Raw genomic sequence first — 15,841 nt, forward strand, 5'->3', positions numbered from 1 at the left:
TATAATTAACATATTAAGTTTTTATGTAAAAGCCAAGTGGATTTAGAGATAAGAAGAGAATATTCCCTCTGCGAGAGAGCAGAGGGAGAGGCCATGCTTTATAGGAGGTTACAATTTATCGATAAGCTTTTTCAGGTTGCTTTTTAAAGTGGCGGTTTGTTCAGCAGAAAGGTTACTGAGCAGCTCAGCTTCTTCGTCCAGCGCCAGTTTCTGTAAACGGCGGGCCATATCTGCGCCGGTTTCGGTGGCTTTAAGCGTGTCTTTATCTTTGTATTGAATAAGGCCTTTTTCGGTCATCCAGTCTGCTGTTTGTCGCAGAGTGACTTCCGGCTGCATAACCAGATCAGTTAACTGATCAATGGCTACTTCAGGTTGATTTACCATACGCGCCAGAATACGCCATTCTTCTGGTGTTACCTGGCATTCCTGATTCAGTTTTGGATACAGCTGCGCGCTGAAGCGCTGGTATGTTTCCCGAACAAGGTACAGCAGGTAGTCACCAACAAAATCGTTTTCAGGCGCGGTAACTGTCTCTGCCTGGTTTTGCATCATTTCAGGGTGCTGTGCTGAAACCGCATAGCTGCCACGGGCAAAAACCAGTGGTTCGGTTTCACTGTGGTGACGATAGTCTTTAACTTCACCGACCAGAATCAGGTGGTCACCACCTTCGTATACGGCCCAGGTGCTGCATTCAAACTGTGCCGCGTAATCATCAAGCAGAGGCACGCCACCAATGCCTGTGTGATAATCAGCATTAGCGAATTTGTCTTCGCCACGGCTGGCAAAGTTGTTAGAAGTGCTAACCTGTTCACGGCTGAGTACGTTTACAGCGAAGTGCTTAGCGTTTTCAAATGCGCTCAGGCTGTTGGCGCCTTTGTCGATACTCCATAGCACCAGTGCTGGCTCAATAGATACAGAATTAAAGCTGCTGGCGGTAACGCCAACCGGGTTGCCGGACTCATCCAGTGTGGTAATGACGGTAACGCCGGTAGGGAACTGGCCCAGTGCACGGCGGAAGTCTTTTGCATCGAAACCTGAAGCAGACATAGAGATTACTCATTATTGTAGTTAGTAGGGCGGTCTGATGACGCTGTTAAAGTTTATCGCTTAACCAGAACAGCAATGTTAGGTACCAGAATACGCATCGCTTGAGAAAATTATAGGCCTGTCATGGCCAGTATGAATATATTTTTCACTGCTTCATTGGTACTTTTCGTGTGGTCGTACATAGGACGGGCTGAAAAAAGTGCCTAAAGCTATGCAGATATCTGGCTGATATTAGGTGTTTTTCTTGCTGTCTCTGTATTCACTGGCAGTGACACCTGCATTTCTACGAAAGAAGCGCGCAAAATATGCAGGGTCTTTAAAACCCAGGTGATAACCTATTTCTGTGACCGGCGCAGTTGAATATGTCAGCAGTCGGCGGGCTTCCTGTACCAGTCGGTCCATAATCAGACGTTTTGATGGCTGACCGGCTAAACGGCGACAGATATTATTCAGTCGTGCTTCGGTCACACCGATCTGATTAGCGTAATGTCCCAGGGTCAGGTGCTCACGGAAATGTGTTTCGATTAATTCGTTGAAACGGTGAAACACGCGTACATCTTCCTTTTGGGTATTTTGCTGTGGGCGGCCCTGATCTGCGAGTCTGGAAATATCAATGAGCACTAACTGTAACAGTGCCTGTTGTGCCCGGTTATGTTGCAGGCTTTCCGGGTTATTCTCAGCAGACATCATATTAAGTAATTGCAGCATGCGGTTCGCGGCGGGCTGGCCGTGTGATGTTGTATTCAGTTCTACGCATAGGGGCTGGCTCATAAAACTCTGACTGTTAGGCTGATCTATATCACCGAGTAATTCCCAGATGAGTTGTTGCCGTACTGTTACCACATGACCTGTAGCCTGATCATCGGTGACGAACGCATGGGGGACGGTTGGAGGGGTGAGAAAGAACATAGGTGCTTGTGCACTGTAGCTGACTTCATCCAAATGTACTCTGACGGTGCCACTGAGAATTACATGGAGCTGGTAAAACCGGTCGTGATAATGCACGGGCATATTGCGGCCAAAAAAGTCAGCCAGATTCTCCAGGCTTTCATAGTGAATATCCGCTTCTATATAGCGCTGATCATAAACCTGACCAATATGAATATTAGGTATTTCATCCTGTTGGCGGGTCTGTAAGGTTGTGCTCTGAGGGCTCATAAGGATATCTGTCGCATATGTCTGTTTGTGCAATTTAGATTCTAGACTGAGTTTTAATAATTGCTATGTGACTGTGTAACTATATGAAATATAGATATTTAACAGGATTAGGTTAAAATTATTAGTTAATATGTTAACTTATTTGGCTTTTCAAAAGTACAACAAAGCCGCTGAAAGATCCATTCTCCTGAATAACTGATCGCTGCACACTGTAATCATCCCGCAGTTACTGTTCGTACAGTCGCTGCTTAAAACAAGAATCACAGTGAAGGTAGCAAGATGATGCACAGGCCTAATCCATTACTCGATAAACTTCAGGAAATTCTGCCGCGGATCGCGGAAAATGCAGCCCAGGCTGAGCAGGACCGAACCGTCCCTGAAGAAAATATCCGCTTGTTAAAGTCAGTGAAGTTTCACCGGGCTTTGCAACCTAAGGCTTACGGCGGGCTGGAAATTTCTTTACCAGAACTGACCGACTGTATTGTAGCAATTGCGGGTGCCTGTGGTGGTACCGCCTGGGCGGGTAGCTTACTGGCAACGCATAGCCACCAGATGGCGATGTTTTCTAAGCAGGCACAGGATGAGTTTTGGGCTGAAGATCCGGACGCAACTGCGAGCAGCAGTATTGCGCCTTTCGGTAAAGTTGAAGAAACCGAAGGCGGTGTGTTGTTTAACGGTGATATGAAGTGGAGCTCCGGTTGTGATCATGCTGAATGGGCCATTCTGGGTTTTCTTCGCAATGGTGAGAACGGCGAGAAGATTTATAGCTTTGGTGTGGTGTCACGTGATGATTATGAGATCGAAGATGACTGGTATGCAGCGGGTATGCGCTCAAGCGGTACGAAAACACTGAAGATCAAGCCAGATACTTTTATTCCTGAGCATCGAATTGAAGCGGCTAAAGACATGATGACAGGTAAGTCTGCCGGTTTTGGTCTGTATCCGGACAGCAAGATTTTCTACGCGCCATACCGTCCGTACTTTGCCTGTGGCTTTGCGGCAATTGGTTTAGGTATTGCAGAGCGTATGCTGGAGGTTTACCGCAATATTACTAAGAACCGGGTACGCGCTTATACCGGGGCTAAAGTTGGCCACGCAACGCCGGCGTTAATGCGACTTGCAGAATCTACTCATCAGGTTGCAGCTGCCCGTGCGTTCATGGAGAAAACCTGGGACGAGCACAAAGCAATGAGTGAGCAGCAACGTTATCCAACGGATGAGCAGCTGGCTTTCTGGCGGACCAATCAGGCATATGCTGTGAAAATGTGTATTGAAGCGGTAGACCGTTTGTTCGAAGCGGCGGGCGGCAGTTGCTGGTTTAGCGATAACGAAGCGCAGCGTTTATTCCGTGATTCACACATGACAGCAGCGCATGCCTATACAGACTACGACGTATGTAAGCAGATTCTGGGTCGATCACTGATGGGCATGGAGCCGGATCCAACGATGGTATAAACGGTCAGCCTTATATTTGAAAAATAAGCACCCGCGGCTCGAGAGAGTCAGCGGGTTTAATGCGTGCAGTAAGTGTTTGGAAGTAACTGATATGCAGGGTTTTACGTACATACTGTCTCTGACCAGTCCAATTTTTTTATTAATTGGCTTGGGTTTTTTGGTCGTGCGTCTGGGGTATTTGAGTCGGGATGCGATTCGTACATTTGCCTGGTTTGTCATCAATTTTGGTTTGCCAGCCGCAATGTTTAAAGCGCTGAGTTCACGGTCATTTCAGGATATTCTGCATTTTGATTATCTGCTTATTTTTGGTCTTGGGTCGTTGCTGTCTTTTGCAGTGCTGTTTGTGATTGCACGGTTGCGTAATAAATCCTTGACTGAGTGCGCCATGTTTGGTCTGGGTGGCAGTTTGTCAAACAGCCTGATGATCGGCTTCCCGATTATTATGCAGTTGTTTGGTGAAGCCGCACTAGTGCCATTCGCGCTGACTCTGATTGTCGAAAACTTCTTCATTTTACCTTTAGCACTGGCACTTGCAGATACCGGACAACAGCGTAATGAAGGCTTCTTACGCTCACTGGGCGCCGCTTTACCACAGTTACTGAAAAATCCTGTCGTGATGTCTATCGGAGTAGGTTTAGTGAGTGCTTTAACCGGCTTACAGCCACCGGCATTCGTGAATAAGGCCATCGATATGCTGGCTGTAACTGTAGGTGGTTTAGCACTGTTTACAATTGGTGGCATGCTGGTGGGGCTAAAACCAAGAGGTATGCTGACAGATATATCGGTGATTGTGCTGGGTAAGCTGATTCTGCACCCGTTATGCATTGTGCTGATGATATTACTGATGCCGCCAATGCCAGCATTGTTTCAGTCTGTGGCGCTGGTGCTGGCCTGTATGCCTATGTTTAGCATATATGCGGTGTTTGGCATGCGTTATGGCATGGACGAATTATGTTCAGCTGTATTGCTGCCAGCGACCTTGCTGGCTTTCGTCAGTATTAATCTGATGATCTGGATACTTGATGTGGGTTCTGCGGTTGGTTAATCCTGTCTGACTGATTGTGGTAACTAAGCGATTTCAGCAAGTACAGATAATAAGTATAGATAAACACAGATACGCCTTTGTAGTGAATATTATAAAATTAGTTAACTTGTTAACTAATTTTAATTAGAGTAATCTGAAATAAGTGTTAAACGGCTCCATAGTGGACGAACAATAAATCATTGTTGTGAGTGTTTAAGTGCTTAGACAATGCTTCAGTTAATACGGGTAAGTTATGAAATTAGAATTACAGGACAGCAGTTTGCTGAAGACCCAGGCATTCATCAACGGTGAATGGGTAGATGGCGATGAAGGTAACAGTTTTGCAGTATCTAATCCGGCTAACGGCGAACAAGTAGCTGTTGTTGCCAGTGTTGGCCAGGCAGAGACGCGCCGTGCAATAGATGCAGCACAGGTAGCTATGCAAAGCTGGAAAGCGTTGCCGGCTGCACAGCGTTCAGCTGTTCTGGAGCAGTGGCATGCGCTTATTCTGCAAAACCAACAGGATCTGGCAACACTGATGACCCTTGAGCAGGGTAAGCCGCTATTCGAATCAGTGGGTGAGGTGGCTTATGGTGCTTCTTATCTGAAGTGGTTTGCTGAAGAAGGTAAGCGCGTATATGGCGATGTTATCCCTACGCCACAAACTAACCGTCGCGGCATTGTAATCAAGCAGCCCGTCGGTGTTGTTGCTGCGATTACACCGTGGAATTTTCCGAATGCGATGATTGCCCGTAAGGTCGCGCCGGCTCTGGCTGTTGGCTGCGCTATTGTACTTAAGCCTGCAGCAGAAACACCATTGTCAGCGCTTGCGCTGGCTGAGCTGGCGAAGCGTGCCGGTGTGCCAGATGGCCTGTTTTCGGTGCTGCCCAGCGCTGATGCACGGGCTGTTGGCGGTGAGATGACATCTAATCCGCTGGTGAAGAAGGTGACATTCACAGGTTCAACTCCAGTTGGGAAGTTACTGATGAAGCAGTGCGCTGAGACAGTGAAGCGTACCTCTATGGAACTGGGTGGAAACGCGCCAGTAATTATCTTTGATGATGCTGATTTAGACGCAGCAATTGAAGGTGCGCTGGTTTCGAAATACCGCAACTCTGGCCAGACCTGTATCTGTGCCAACCGTCTGTTAGTTCAGGAAGGTATCTATGATGCATTCGTTGAGAAGTTTGCCACGGCTGTTAACCAATTCCAGTTAGGAGAAGGCTTCGATAAAAATACTACTCACGGTCCGGTTATTACGGGTAAAGCGCTGACAGATATCCATGCCAAAGTTGAGAATGCAGTCGCAGAAGGCGCAACTGTTGTGACGGGCGGTAAGCCTTCAGATCTGGGTGGTAATTTCTATGAGCCAACTATTCTGACTGGCGTTAATTCAGATATGCGTGTCTTCCGTGAAGAGATCTTTGGGCCGGTTGCGCCGGTATTTAAGTTCAGCACCGAAGAAGAAGCGATCTCGATGGCCAATGATACTGAATTTGGTTTGGCTGCTTACGTATATACTCAGAATCTGGGCCGTGTATGGCGGGTATCTGAAGGTATCGAGTACGGTATGGTCGGTGTTAATGAGACAGCGATCAGTTCTGAAGTAATCCCGTTTGGTGGCGTTAAGGAATCCGGCCAGGGCCGTGAAGGTTCTAAGTACGGACTGGATGACTACCTGGAAACTAAGTACATCTGCATGGGCGGATTATAAACAGGCGGTTAAGAAATAGCCGGTGTGTAAATATCCGGCTAATAAACCGCTGACTGCTTAGTCGATCAGCGCGGAATTATCCGCGTTGCTTCAACAGCCAGGCTGTACCTGCCTGGCTATTTCTCTATCTTGTATAACTTCATCTCTGCTACAGAGTAGTTCTATATAAATACTTAATATATTAACCACTAGATATTAATTAACATATTAAGTATATTTATTGATAGATAGTTAAGATGTTATCTGATTTGTGTTTTTGTCAGGTAACAGGGTGTTAGCTGGACAGGCATTAGCTGGCAGGTAACCCGTAAACCAAACACATCAAAGAGAAGGGCACTGGAATGTTAACTCCGGAACAGATCAGCGACGCAGCTGCACGCCTGTATAAGGCAGAAAATGAACGGCAGCAAATTCCTGCGTTAACCCTGGATTATCCGGGGATGGATATGGATGACGCTTACAAGATTCAGAAAACTTGGGTTGACCGTAAGATTGAAGAAGGTGCCAGTGTTAAAGGTTATAAAATCGGCCTGACCTCACGTGCAATGCAGATGGCGGTCAACATTGATCAGCCAGATTACGGTGTCCTGTTGGACGATATGTTCTTTGCCGACGGCGCTGAAATCAAGGTTGATGACTTTCTCGATCCACGCATCGAAGTCGAACTGGCTTTCGTACTGAAAGATCGCCTTGAAGGCGACAACATCACCATGTTCGACGTGCTGAACGCCACAGATTATGTAGTGCCTGCTCTGGAGTTGATTGCTGCCCGTTGTCACCGTACAGACCCTGAAACCGGTTATACCCGCAAAGTGCTGGATACTATTTCTGATAACGCAGCGAATGCCGGCATTATTCTGGGTGGTCGTCCGATCAAACCGATGGAAATTGATCTGCGCTGGGCAGGTTCTCTGCTGTATCTCAACGGTCAGATTGAAGAAACCGGTATTGCAGCAGGCGTATTGGGCCATCCGGCTAACGGTATTTGCTGGGTATGTAAGCGGTTCGCGCCTCACGGCGTTGCACTGGAGCCTGGTCAGGTGGTTCTGTCTGGATCATTTACCCGCCCTGTTCCCGTAAAAGCGGGCGACACAGTACATGCAGATTACGGCCCACTGGGCGGTATTTCTGTGAAGTTCGTTTGAGGTAAGGCTGATGTCCATTCTTAACTCAACTGCTGGTTCTGATTCAACTGCATCTTCTGGTTTAAAAGAAAACTACAGCACTGACTTACCAGTAAATACATTTAAGCAGGGCCTTAAGGGTGATCAGCCTCTATGGGGCTTATGGCTGGGCCTGCCGGATTCAAGCTGTGCGGAAATTGTTGCTGGCGCTGGTTTCGACTGGCTGCTTATCGATGGTGAACATGCTCCGTTTGAACTGGACAGCACCATGCGTCACTTACAGGCGATAGCGCCGTATCAGGTGTCAGCGATTGTGCGTCCTGAAGAAGGCCGCACTGCGTTACTGAAGCGTTTGCTGGATATCGGTGCGCAGACGCTACTTATTCCTATGTGTGACAGTGCTGAACAGGCCCGTGAACTGGTCCAGGCGGTGAAGTATCCGCCACAGGGCATTCGTGGCCTCGGCAGTTCACTGGCCCGTGCGGCTAAGTGGAATAACGTGCCTGGCTATCTGCATAAAGCTAACGATGAGATCTGTCTGATCGTACAGGCAGAAACCGCAACAGCGATGGATAACCTGGCAGAAATTGCAGCGGTAGAAGGTGTTGATGCGGTTTTCATCGGGCCATCTGATTTATCAGCTTCGATGGGGTACGTCGGCAACCCGGACCATCCGGAAGTAGTGGCGGCAATAGAACAAGGCATTGCCACCATTAACGCTGCAGGTAAAGCGGCTGGTCTGTTGTGTATCAATCCGGCGAAAGCCAATGACTATGTAGCCAAGGGTGCCAAGTTTGTTGGTATCGGCGTCGATACGTTGCTGCTGGGCAATGCTGCCCGCCAGCTGGCAAAAAGCTTTAAAACCGATGCTGCAGACACTAGCAGCGAAGCTGGTCAGTCCAGCGGTTATTAATTAGGTATAGAGACTATGAATAGCAATCCAATTGTTAAAGGCAAGCTTGTCTGTGTGGCACTAAATGATGCTGAACAGCTGGCATCCATGCAGGCTGAATTCAGCGAAGCGCCGTACCAAAGTGCACCGACTCAGCCGGTGCTGTATTTCAAACCCCACAACACCTGGAACGTAGACGGCGCAGTTATTGACTGGCCTGTCGATGAAGCTGCGATGGTAGTGGGTGCCAGTCTGGCGGTTGTTATTGGCCAGGAATGTTGCCGCGTCAGCGTTGAAGAAGCCCTGACTTATGTGAACGGCTACACCTTGTTACACGACTTTTCACTGCCGGAGCAAAGCTATTACCGTCCGGACATTAAAGGTAAGTGTCTGGATGGCAGCGCACCGCTTGGCAGCGCGGTGATTGCCGCGGATCAGGTTACTGATCTTGCTGGGCTGACTGTTATCACCCAGGTAAATGGCGAAACCGTGAGCGAAATGCCAATGACACAGCTGGAACGAAACGTACCGGAACTGATTAGCACGATATCACGCATTATGACGCTGCAGGCCGGCGATGTAATTGCAGTTGGTTTCCGTGGCGAACGGACGTCAGTGCAAAAAGGCGACCGGGTAACTTCAGCAATTGCTGGCGTTGCTGAACTGAATAACCAACTGGCTGATTAAGGGGCAGACGATGAAACATGCACGCGTATTTCATAACGGTGTTGAGCTGGATATCACTGTAGACGACGCTAACCGTCTGTTACTGGCTGATGGCACTGAGCTTAACGAAGCAGAAGTTAGCTGGCTGTCGCCAGTTAAAAATCCGGGCACTATTTTTGCGCTGGGTCTGAACTATGCAGATCACGCTTCGGAACTGGCGTTTGCACCGCCGACTGAGCCGCTGGTGTTCCTGAAAGGCGCGAACACTCTTACAGGACACAAACAACCGTCTTATCGTCCGGATGATATTGAGTTTCAACACTATGAGTGTGAACTGGTAGCGGTTATCGGTAAAGAAGGTAAGAACATTTCCCGTGAAGATGCGATGGATTACATCGCCGGTTACACCGTGTGTAACGACTTTGCGATCCGTGACTATCTGGAAAACTACTACCGTCCTAATCTGCGGGTTAAGAGCCGTGACTCTTTATGTCCTATCGGCCCGTGGCTGATTGATAAAGATGATGTGGGTGATATCAGTGATCTGAAACTGACCACCCATGTTAACGGTGAGCTGACACAGGAAGGCACCACCGCAGACATGATTTTCGATGTCCCGTTCCTGGTCGAATACCTAAGCAAGATTATGACCCTGCAACCGGGTGACATGATCGCGACCGGTACGCCAAAAGGTCTCAAAGATATGCAGCCTGGCGACGTGGTTGTGTGTGAGATCGAAAAGGTGGGTGCATTGGAAACCCGTATTGTGTCTGAACAGCAGTTCTATGGCGATAAGTACTAATAAGGGCAAAGAGGAATATCTGATGAGCGAAGCATTAAATCAAAATATCGCCAAGGCTGATGCGTATCTGGCGCGGTTTAAAGACAATACTCTGGGCCACTTTATCAATGGTGAATGGACACAGGGCAACGAAGGCCAGACTTTCGAAAACACTACGCCGATTGATAACTCTTCACTGGGTTACGTGGTTAAAGGCACTGAAGCAGATGTAAATGCTGCCTGTGAAGCTGCCCGCAAAGCAGCGACTAAATGGGCAGAAATGTCTGGAGCAGAGCGGAAAAAGATTCTTCATAAGCTAGCAGACGAAGTTGAAAAACGTGCTGAAGAAATCGCGCTGGTTGAGTCAACTGACTGTGGTCAGGCGTTGCGTTTCATGCGTCAGGCTGCGGTACGTGGTGCAGCTAACTTCCGTTTCTTTGCGGATAAAGCACCGGAAGCCCGTAATGGTTTGTCATTGCATCAGGATCAGCACACTAACTTTACTGTACGTAATCCGATTGGCCCGGTAGCGGTTATCACGCCGTGGAATACGCCATTCATGTTGTCCACCTGGAAAATCGCTCCGGCGCTGGCAGCAGGCTGCACAGTGGTACATAAGCCAGCAGAACTGAGCCCTTTAACGGGCGCTATTCTGGCGGAATGTGCAGAAGCGGCAGGCTTGCCGAAAGGTGTCTGGAACATGGTGAATGGCTTTGGTACTGAAGTCGGTAAAGCGCTGACAGAACATCCTGCGATTAAAGCCGTAGCCTTAGTCGGTGACTCTGCAACCGGTAAGCTGATTCAGGCGCAGACTGCACCAACACTTAAGCGTTTGCATTTGGAGCTGGGCGGCAAGAATCCGGTAATTGTCTTTGATGACGCTGATTTTGACCGGGCACTAGATGCTGTTGTGTTCATGATTTATAGCCTTAATGGTCAGCGCTGTACCAGCTCAAGCCGTTTGCTGGTTCAGAGTGGCATTAAAGACAAGTTCATGGCTGCGTTGAAAGAGCGTGTAGCGAACCTGAAAGTTGGCCATTCGCTGGATCCGGAAACTGAAGTAGGCCCGTTGGTACATACCGGCCATTACGAGAAGGTTACCAGCTACTTCGAAACCGCAAAGCAAGATGGCGCAACCATCGCGGTGGGTGGTCATTCCCTGCGGGATGAATTAGGCCCGGGTAACTATGTTGCACCTACGCTGTTTGTAGATGCAGATAACAGCATGCGCATTGCTCAGGAAGAGATCTTTGGCCCGGTACTGACTGCCATTGAATTTGAAACCGAAGAGCAGGCAATCGAGCTGGCCAACGATACCATTTATGGTCTGGCCGGTTATATCTGGACCAGTAACACTGGCCGCGCCATGCGTATGGCGAACAAGGTTGAAGCGGGCATGCTTTGGGTTAACTCCGAGAATAACCGTAACCTGCCATCACCTTTCGGTGGTGTGAAAATGTCCGGTGTTGGTCGTGACGGTGGTGACTGGAGTTTTGATTTTTACATGGAAACCAAGAACGTCTGTATCGCTCACGATTTACATAACGTGCCAGTACTCGGGCGTTAAGAAACCGGCATAAGCAACAGCATACTGACGGGGGACGGCAGCCTGCCCAATCGAGGGATTGGCTGTCGTGTTTAACCTGTCATTATGCTGGCTTCAAAAGGAGGCAGTCATGCCACATTTTATTATGGAGTATTCAGCAAACCTGGATGACGATCTGGACATTCCAGCGTTGTTTGAACAGCTGAATAATACGGCAATCGCAACCGGTGTTTTTCCCATCGGAGGTATCCGTACCCGTGCGATTCGTTGTGAACATTACCGTATAGGTGAAGGTGATCCTGAGAATACCTTCGTCCATCTGACTGCGAAGGTTGGTGCAGGGCGTGAGCCGCAAATACTGAAAGCAGCGGCAGATAAGGTGTTTGAAACCTTTACCCAATGCTTACAGCCGGTTTTTGATAAACGTTATATGAGTATCGGTTTCGAAATGATCGAGCTTAACGCAGAGCGTAACTACAAACAGAACAATATCCATAAGAAGTTAGCTGACCGCTGATTTCCTGTGGCTGACGTTGTACCGGATTCAGAGTGAAGATCCGGAGCCAGATAAAACCGGTGTATTGATTTTGCAGCTGTATTTATGAACCAAGCTTTTTATGAACAAAGCTTTCATAAGTGAGAAAGCAGCGAGGAAGTAGGAAGTAAGTATCGATAAAAAGAGCCTTTAGCAGATTGGGCTATGGTCGTATTTCTTCTCGTTGACAGACGCATAAAATTAGATAATTAATATATTAAGTTTTTTCTTGGCTGAATTATAAAAATATCATTGAGGAAAGAATAATGAGTATAAAAAAACTTCTCACAGCAGGATTATTAACAGCGCTGGCTAGTGTTGCCAGTGCTGAAACAACCTTGCGCGTCGCCAGTTGGTTACCACCAACCCATACCCAAAATACCGTAGTATGGCCAACCTGGGCCAAGTGGGTAGAAGACGCCACTGAAGGCCGGGTTAAAGTGGTCGTAGAATATGGTATGGGTCACCCGAAAACCATGTTCGAGCTGGTGGAAGACGGTGTAGTAGATGCGTCTTTCAGTTACCACGGTTATGTACCGGGCCGTTTTAAATTAACTCAGATGGTTGAACAACCACTCTTAGGCACAAACGCCGAAGCGGCATCCGTTGCGCACTGGCGAATCCATCAGAAGTACCTGGCAGAAGCCAACGAGCATGATGGCCTGGAAGTCATTGGCCTGTTCACTCACGGACCGGGTCAGATCCAACTGGCAGAGCCGATTGAATCCCTGACCGAGCTAAAAGGTAAGAAGATTCGCTTAGGTGGCGGCGTACAAGGTGAGATTGGTCACCGCATGGGCGTAACTGCCGTGGGTGCCCCGGCGCCTAAAGTGTATGAAATGATGCAGCAGGGCGTGATTGATGGTGTGTTTATTCCACTGATCGACCAGAAGGGCCTGCGTCTTAAAGAAGTTGCCCGCAACGTAGTTGCCTTGCCGGGTGGCATGTATATGGGCAGTTTCTCCATCTTCATGAATCCGGATTTTCTTGCGGATATTGACCCTCAAGACCGTCAGGCAATTCTCGATGTGTCCGGTGAAAAGCTGTCAGCGATGGCTGGCCGTGCATGGGATGCTGGCGATAAAGATGGTTTAGCAGCCGCTGAAGAAGCGGGTGTTAATGTCATCATGGTGAAGCCGGACGATGCCTTTGCCCAGGAATTCGTCAGCCTCACAGAAGGTATGGACGATGCCTTTATCAAATCAGTTTCAGACCGTGGTGTAGATACCCGTACGGCTCTGCAGGAATTGCGCGAAGTTGCCCGCAATTATAACTAATGCGCGTGTGTTCTAAGCATAAGTAACAAACTGATGTGAGGTGGTTCCAATGGCATTAACTGCCTGGGTGAACGCGCATTACGAAGAGCGGGGGCCGGTTGTCTGGCTGGCCTTTGCTCTGGAGCTGATTGCTGCTGTAACCCTGTTTTTTCTGATGGCGCTGACCTGCGCTGATGTGGTGGGCCGTTATTTCTTTGCCGATGCGGTAGATGGCACAACTGAGCTAACGGAAATGGCCATTGCCATTCTGGTGTTTGCTGAAATGCCGGTGGTGACCTGGCGGGGTGGTCATGTAGTAGTCGACATTCTCGATCGCTGGCTTGGTAGCCGGGTTATTCAGCTGCTTGGTCTGTTGTCTGTGTTACTGATCAGCGGGTCTTTGTATTTTTTAGCGGTACGTATTTATGAACTGGCACTGCGCTCAATACGGCGTGGTGAAGTCACTGAGTATTTGCAGTTCCCGGTGGGTTACGTGGTGGAATACATCGCGTTAATGAGCTGGATTACTGCAGCGGCGATGATCACTTACGGTGCTTACCGTCTGATTACTCAGCCACGTGACTAACCTGTGTAATCAACGATTTTAAACTGACGTGATTAAGACAACAGTTCATATATAGCGCCGCGCGCGCATGAGGTATTCACTCATGATAATTGCATTAACCGGCTTTGCCATTTTGCTGGCGATGATTGTGATCGCCCGGGTGCCGATTGCATTTGCAATGGGGCTGGTAGGCTTCTTTGGCTTTGCGTTTATGCAGGGTCTTACGTTCGACAATATGGTGGATTTTCGCTGGACAGGCGCATTATCCATGGCATCTAAACGGGTTATTGATACGGCACAGGAATATAGCCTGTCAGTGATTCCGTTATTTATTCTGATGGGAAATCTGGTAACTAAATCAGGACTCTCACAGGAGCTGTATCGGGCATCTTATGCCTTTCTGGGGCATCGCAAGGGCGGTCTTTCAATGGCTACTGTGGTTGCCTGTGGTGGATTCTCGGCCATTTGTGGCTCCAGCCTGGCGACTTCGGCGACTATGGCAAAAGTAGCAATGCCACCAATGCGTAAATATGGCTATGCCGATTCGCTGGCAACAGCCTCAATTGCGGCTGGCGGTACTCTGGGTATTTTGATTCCCCCCAGTGTGATCTTGGTAATTTATGGTCTGCTCACTGAAACCAGTATTCGGGAGCTGTTTGCCGCCGGTTTTATCCCGGGCATGATTGGCATATTGCTGTACCTGGGCGCGGTTCGTTATGTGGTTTGGCGTAATCCTGAAGCAGGCCCCTGCGGTGAGAAGTTTAGCTGGCCTGAGCGGCTGCAGGCCCTGAATGGTGTATGGGGAGTGCTGATTCTCTTCAGTATCGTCATGGGTGGTATTTATCTGGGTATATTCACGCCGACAGAAGCGGCAGGTATCGGTGCCGGCGGTGCATTTCTGATTGCCATGTTACGCCGTAGCCTTAACTGGGGCAGCCTGTTCGAGATTCTGACGGACACTGCGCGTACTTCTGCCATGTTATTCGCGGTATTAATCGGCGCGCTTATCTTCTCGAACTTTATCAATCGCGCAGGGTTGCCTGCAGATCTGCTGGCAATGGTTAACAGCCTGGAGCTTTCGCCAATGCTGGTGATTGTGTTCATTCTGCTGATTTATATTGTGCTGGGCATGGTGTTCGAAAGCCTGTCGATGCTGTTGCTGACAGTGCCTATCTTCTTCCCGCTGGTGCAGAGCATGGGTTTTGATCTGGTGTGGTTCGGCATTGTAGTTGTGGTGGTAACAGAGATCAGTCTGATAACCCCGCCAGTCGGTATGAATGTCTTTGTGTTAAGTGCGGTATTAAGGGACGTGAAAGCCGCCACTATATTCAAAGGCGTTACACCTTTCTGGTGTGCAGACATCATTCGTTTGGTGCTGATTACCGCCGTGTCTTCCGTTTCACTGTTTCTGCCTGAGTTGCTGTACCGCTAGCGCGGTACAGGTGCTCTGGTGCCGAAAATTTAGGTTATGCCTGCAAGGAGTTATGAATGATAAACCGAATGAAGAAAGTTCTTTATGCCTCGGATATGGATCAGGGCTCACGGCCAGCGCTACAGGTTGCTGTCAGTGTGACTGGCGGCCATGCCGCTGAAATTACTTACCTGCATGTACTGGAATCCACCCATAAGGACAATATGGTGCTGCAGTCGATACTGAAGGACGATCTCATGCGGGACATGTATGAGAAGAGTCTGAAAGATCTTAAGCAGAAGCTCGAAACCAGGATTACAAAATTCCTCACAGATGAAGCGTCCGAGAGCCCGTTACCGGAAGATCTGAATGTAACCTCAGTGATTGCGGAAGGCACTCCATGGAAAGCCATTGTAAAGCAGGGCGAGGCTATGGATGCTGACGTGATTGTCATGGGCACCCGCAGCCATTCAACTTTGGGCAGCGTGATTCTGGGTTCAACGGCGACGAAGGTGATGCAGAATGCCGGAAGGCCTGTGTTGATTGTGCCGCTGGATTAATCTTGTTCCATAACTATATTTAATTAGCGGTCTCTTGAGGAATTGAAGCAGACTGCAGCACTGAGCTAGGGGTCGGATAAGGAATTCAAAAAAGGATATCAGCGCGT

15 protein-coding genes are annotated in these 15,841 nt (G+C 48.7%); 13 read left to right on the forward strand and 2 right to left on the reverse strand.

Features of this window, described 5'->3' with window-relative positions:
- Window positions 1–108: 108 nt before the first annotated feature.
- On the reverse strand, window positions 109–1,047 hold the full coding sequence (locus OCU49_RS10495) for a flavin reductase (protein ID WP_261844935.1): 939 nt from the start codon (window positions 1,045–1,047) through the stop codon (window positions 109–111).
- 231 nt (window positions 1,048–1,278) lie between these two features.
- Entirely contained in the window at window positions 1,279–2,205 is a 927-nt protein-coding gene (gene hpaA, locus OCU49_RS10500) for a 4-hydroxyphenylacetate catabolism regulatory protein HpaA (protein ID WP_261844936.1), read from the reverse strand.
- A gap of 279 nt (window positions 2,206–2,484) precedes the next feature.
- Between hpaA and OCU49_RS10505 the strand changes: the two genes are divergently transcribed.
- The 13 genes from OCU49_RS10505 to OCU49_RS10565 all read left to right on the forward strand — a co-directional run bounded on the left by OCU49_RS10505 (window position 2,485) and on the right by OCU49_RS10565 (window position 15,734).
- Window positions 2,485–3,660 carry a p-hydroxyphenylacetate 3-hydroxylase oxygenase component gene (locus tag OCU49_RS10505; RefSeq protein ID WP_261844937.1) on the forward strand — a complete coding sequence of 392 codons (1,176 nt, stop codon included), beginning with the start codon at window positions 2,485–2,487 and terminating at the stop codon, window positions 3,658–3,660.
- 91 nt (window positions 3,661–3,751) lie between these two features.
- Window positions 3,752–4,705: an AEC family transporter gene (locus tag OCU49_RS10510; protein ID WP_261844938.1), complete on the forward strand. Its 954-nt coding sequence runs from the start codon at window positions 3,752–3,754 to the stop codon at window positions 4,703–4,705.
- Between the two features lie 232 nt (window positions 4,706–4,937).
- Window positions 4,938–6,398 carry an NAD-dependent succinate-semialdehyde dehydrogenase gene (locus tag OCU49_RS10515; protein ID WP_261844939.1) on the forward strand — a complete coding sequence of 487 codons (1,461 nt, stop codon included), beginning with the start codon at window positions 4,938–4,940 and terminating at the stop codon, window positions 6,396–6,398.
- A 341-nt stretch (window positions 6,399–6,739) separates the two neighbouring features.
- On the forward strand, window positions 6,740–7,543 hold the full coding sequence (hpaH, locus tag OCU49_RS10520) for a 2-oxo-hept-4-ene-1,7-dioate hydratase (RefSeq protein WP_261844940.1): 804 nt from the start codon (window positions 6,740–6,742) through the stop codon (window positions 7,541–7,543).
- A 10-nt stretch (window positions 7,544–7,553) separates the two neighbouring features.
- Entirely contained in the window at window positions 7,554–8,435 is an 882-nt protein-coding gene (gene hpaI, locus OCU49_RS10525) for a 4-hydroxy-2-oxoheptanedioate aldolase (RefSeq protein ID WP_261844941.1), read from the forward strand.
- A 15-nt stretch (window positions 8,436–8,450) separates the two neighbouring features.
- Entirely contained in the window at window positions 8,451–9,101 is a 651-nt protein-coding gene (locus tag OCU49_RS10530; RefSeq protein WP_261844942.1) for a fumarylacetoacetate hydrolase family protein, read from the forward strand.
- 10 nt (window positions 9,102–9,111) lie between these two features.
- On the forward strand, window positions 9,112–9,882 hold the full coding sequence (locus tag OCU49_RS10535) for a fumarylacetoacetate hydrolase family protein (protein WP_261844943.1): 771 nt from the start codon (window positions 9,112–9,114) through the stop codon (window positions 9,880–9,882).
- Between the two features lie 22 nt (window positions 9,883–9,904).
- Window positions 9,905–11,428 (forward strand): 5-carboxymethyl-2-hydroxymuconate semialdehyde dehydrogenase, encoded by a 1,524-nt coding sequence (hpaE, locus tag OCU49_RS10540; protein WP_261844944.1) that lies wholly within the window; start codon window positions 9,905–9,907, stop codon window positions 11,426–11,428.
- A 109-nt stretch (window positions 11,429–11,537) separates the two neighbouring features.
- Window positions 11,538–11,924 carry a 5-carboxymethyl-2-hydroxymuconate Delta-isomerase gene (locus tag OCU49_RS10545; RefSeq protein ID WP_261844945.1) on the forward strand — a complete coding sequence of 129 codons (387 nt, stop codon included), beginning with the start codon at window positions 11,538–11,540 and terminating at the stop codon, window positions 11,922–11,924.
- Window positions 11,925–12,208: 284 nt separating this feature from the next.
- Window positions 12,209–13,219, forward strand: a complete 1,011-nt coding sequence (locus OCU49_RS10550; protein WP_261844946.1) for a TRAP transporter substrate-binding protein — start codon at window positions 12,209–12,211, stop codon at window positions 13,217–13,219.
- Between the two features lie 49 nt (window positions 13,220–13,268).
- Window positions 13,269–13,784 (forward strand): TRAP transporter small permease, encoded by a 516-nt coding sequence (locus OCU49_RS10555; protein ID WP_261844947.1) that lies wholly within the window; start codon window positions 13,269–13,271, stop codon window positions 13,782–13,784.
- An 82-nt stretch (window positions 13,785–13,866) separates the two neighbouring features.
- Window positions 13,867–15,195 carry a TRAP transporter large permease gene (locus tag OCU49_RS10560; protein ID WP_261844948.1) on the forward strand — a complete coding sequence of 443 codons (1,329 nt, stop codon included), beginning with the start codon at window positions 13,867–13,869 and terminating at the stop codon, window positions 15,193–15,195.
- Between the two features lie 56 nt (window positions 15,196–15,251).
- Window positions 15,252–15,734 carry a universal stress protein gene (locus OCU49_RS10565; protein ID WP_261844949.1) on the forward strand — a complete coding sequence of 161 codons (483 nt, stop codon included), beginning with the start codon at window positions 15,252–15,254 and terminating at the stop codon, window positions 15,732–15,734.
- The last annotated feature ends 107 nt before the right edge of the window (window positions 15,735–15,841 follow it).

The sequence above is a fragment of the Aliamphritea ceti genome (assembly GCF_024347215.1).
GTDB lineage: Bacteria > Pseudomonadota > Gammaproteobacteria > Pseudomonadales > Balneatricaceae > Amphritea > Amphritea ceti.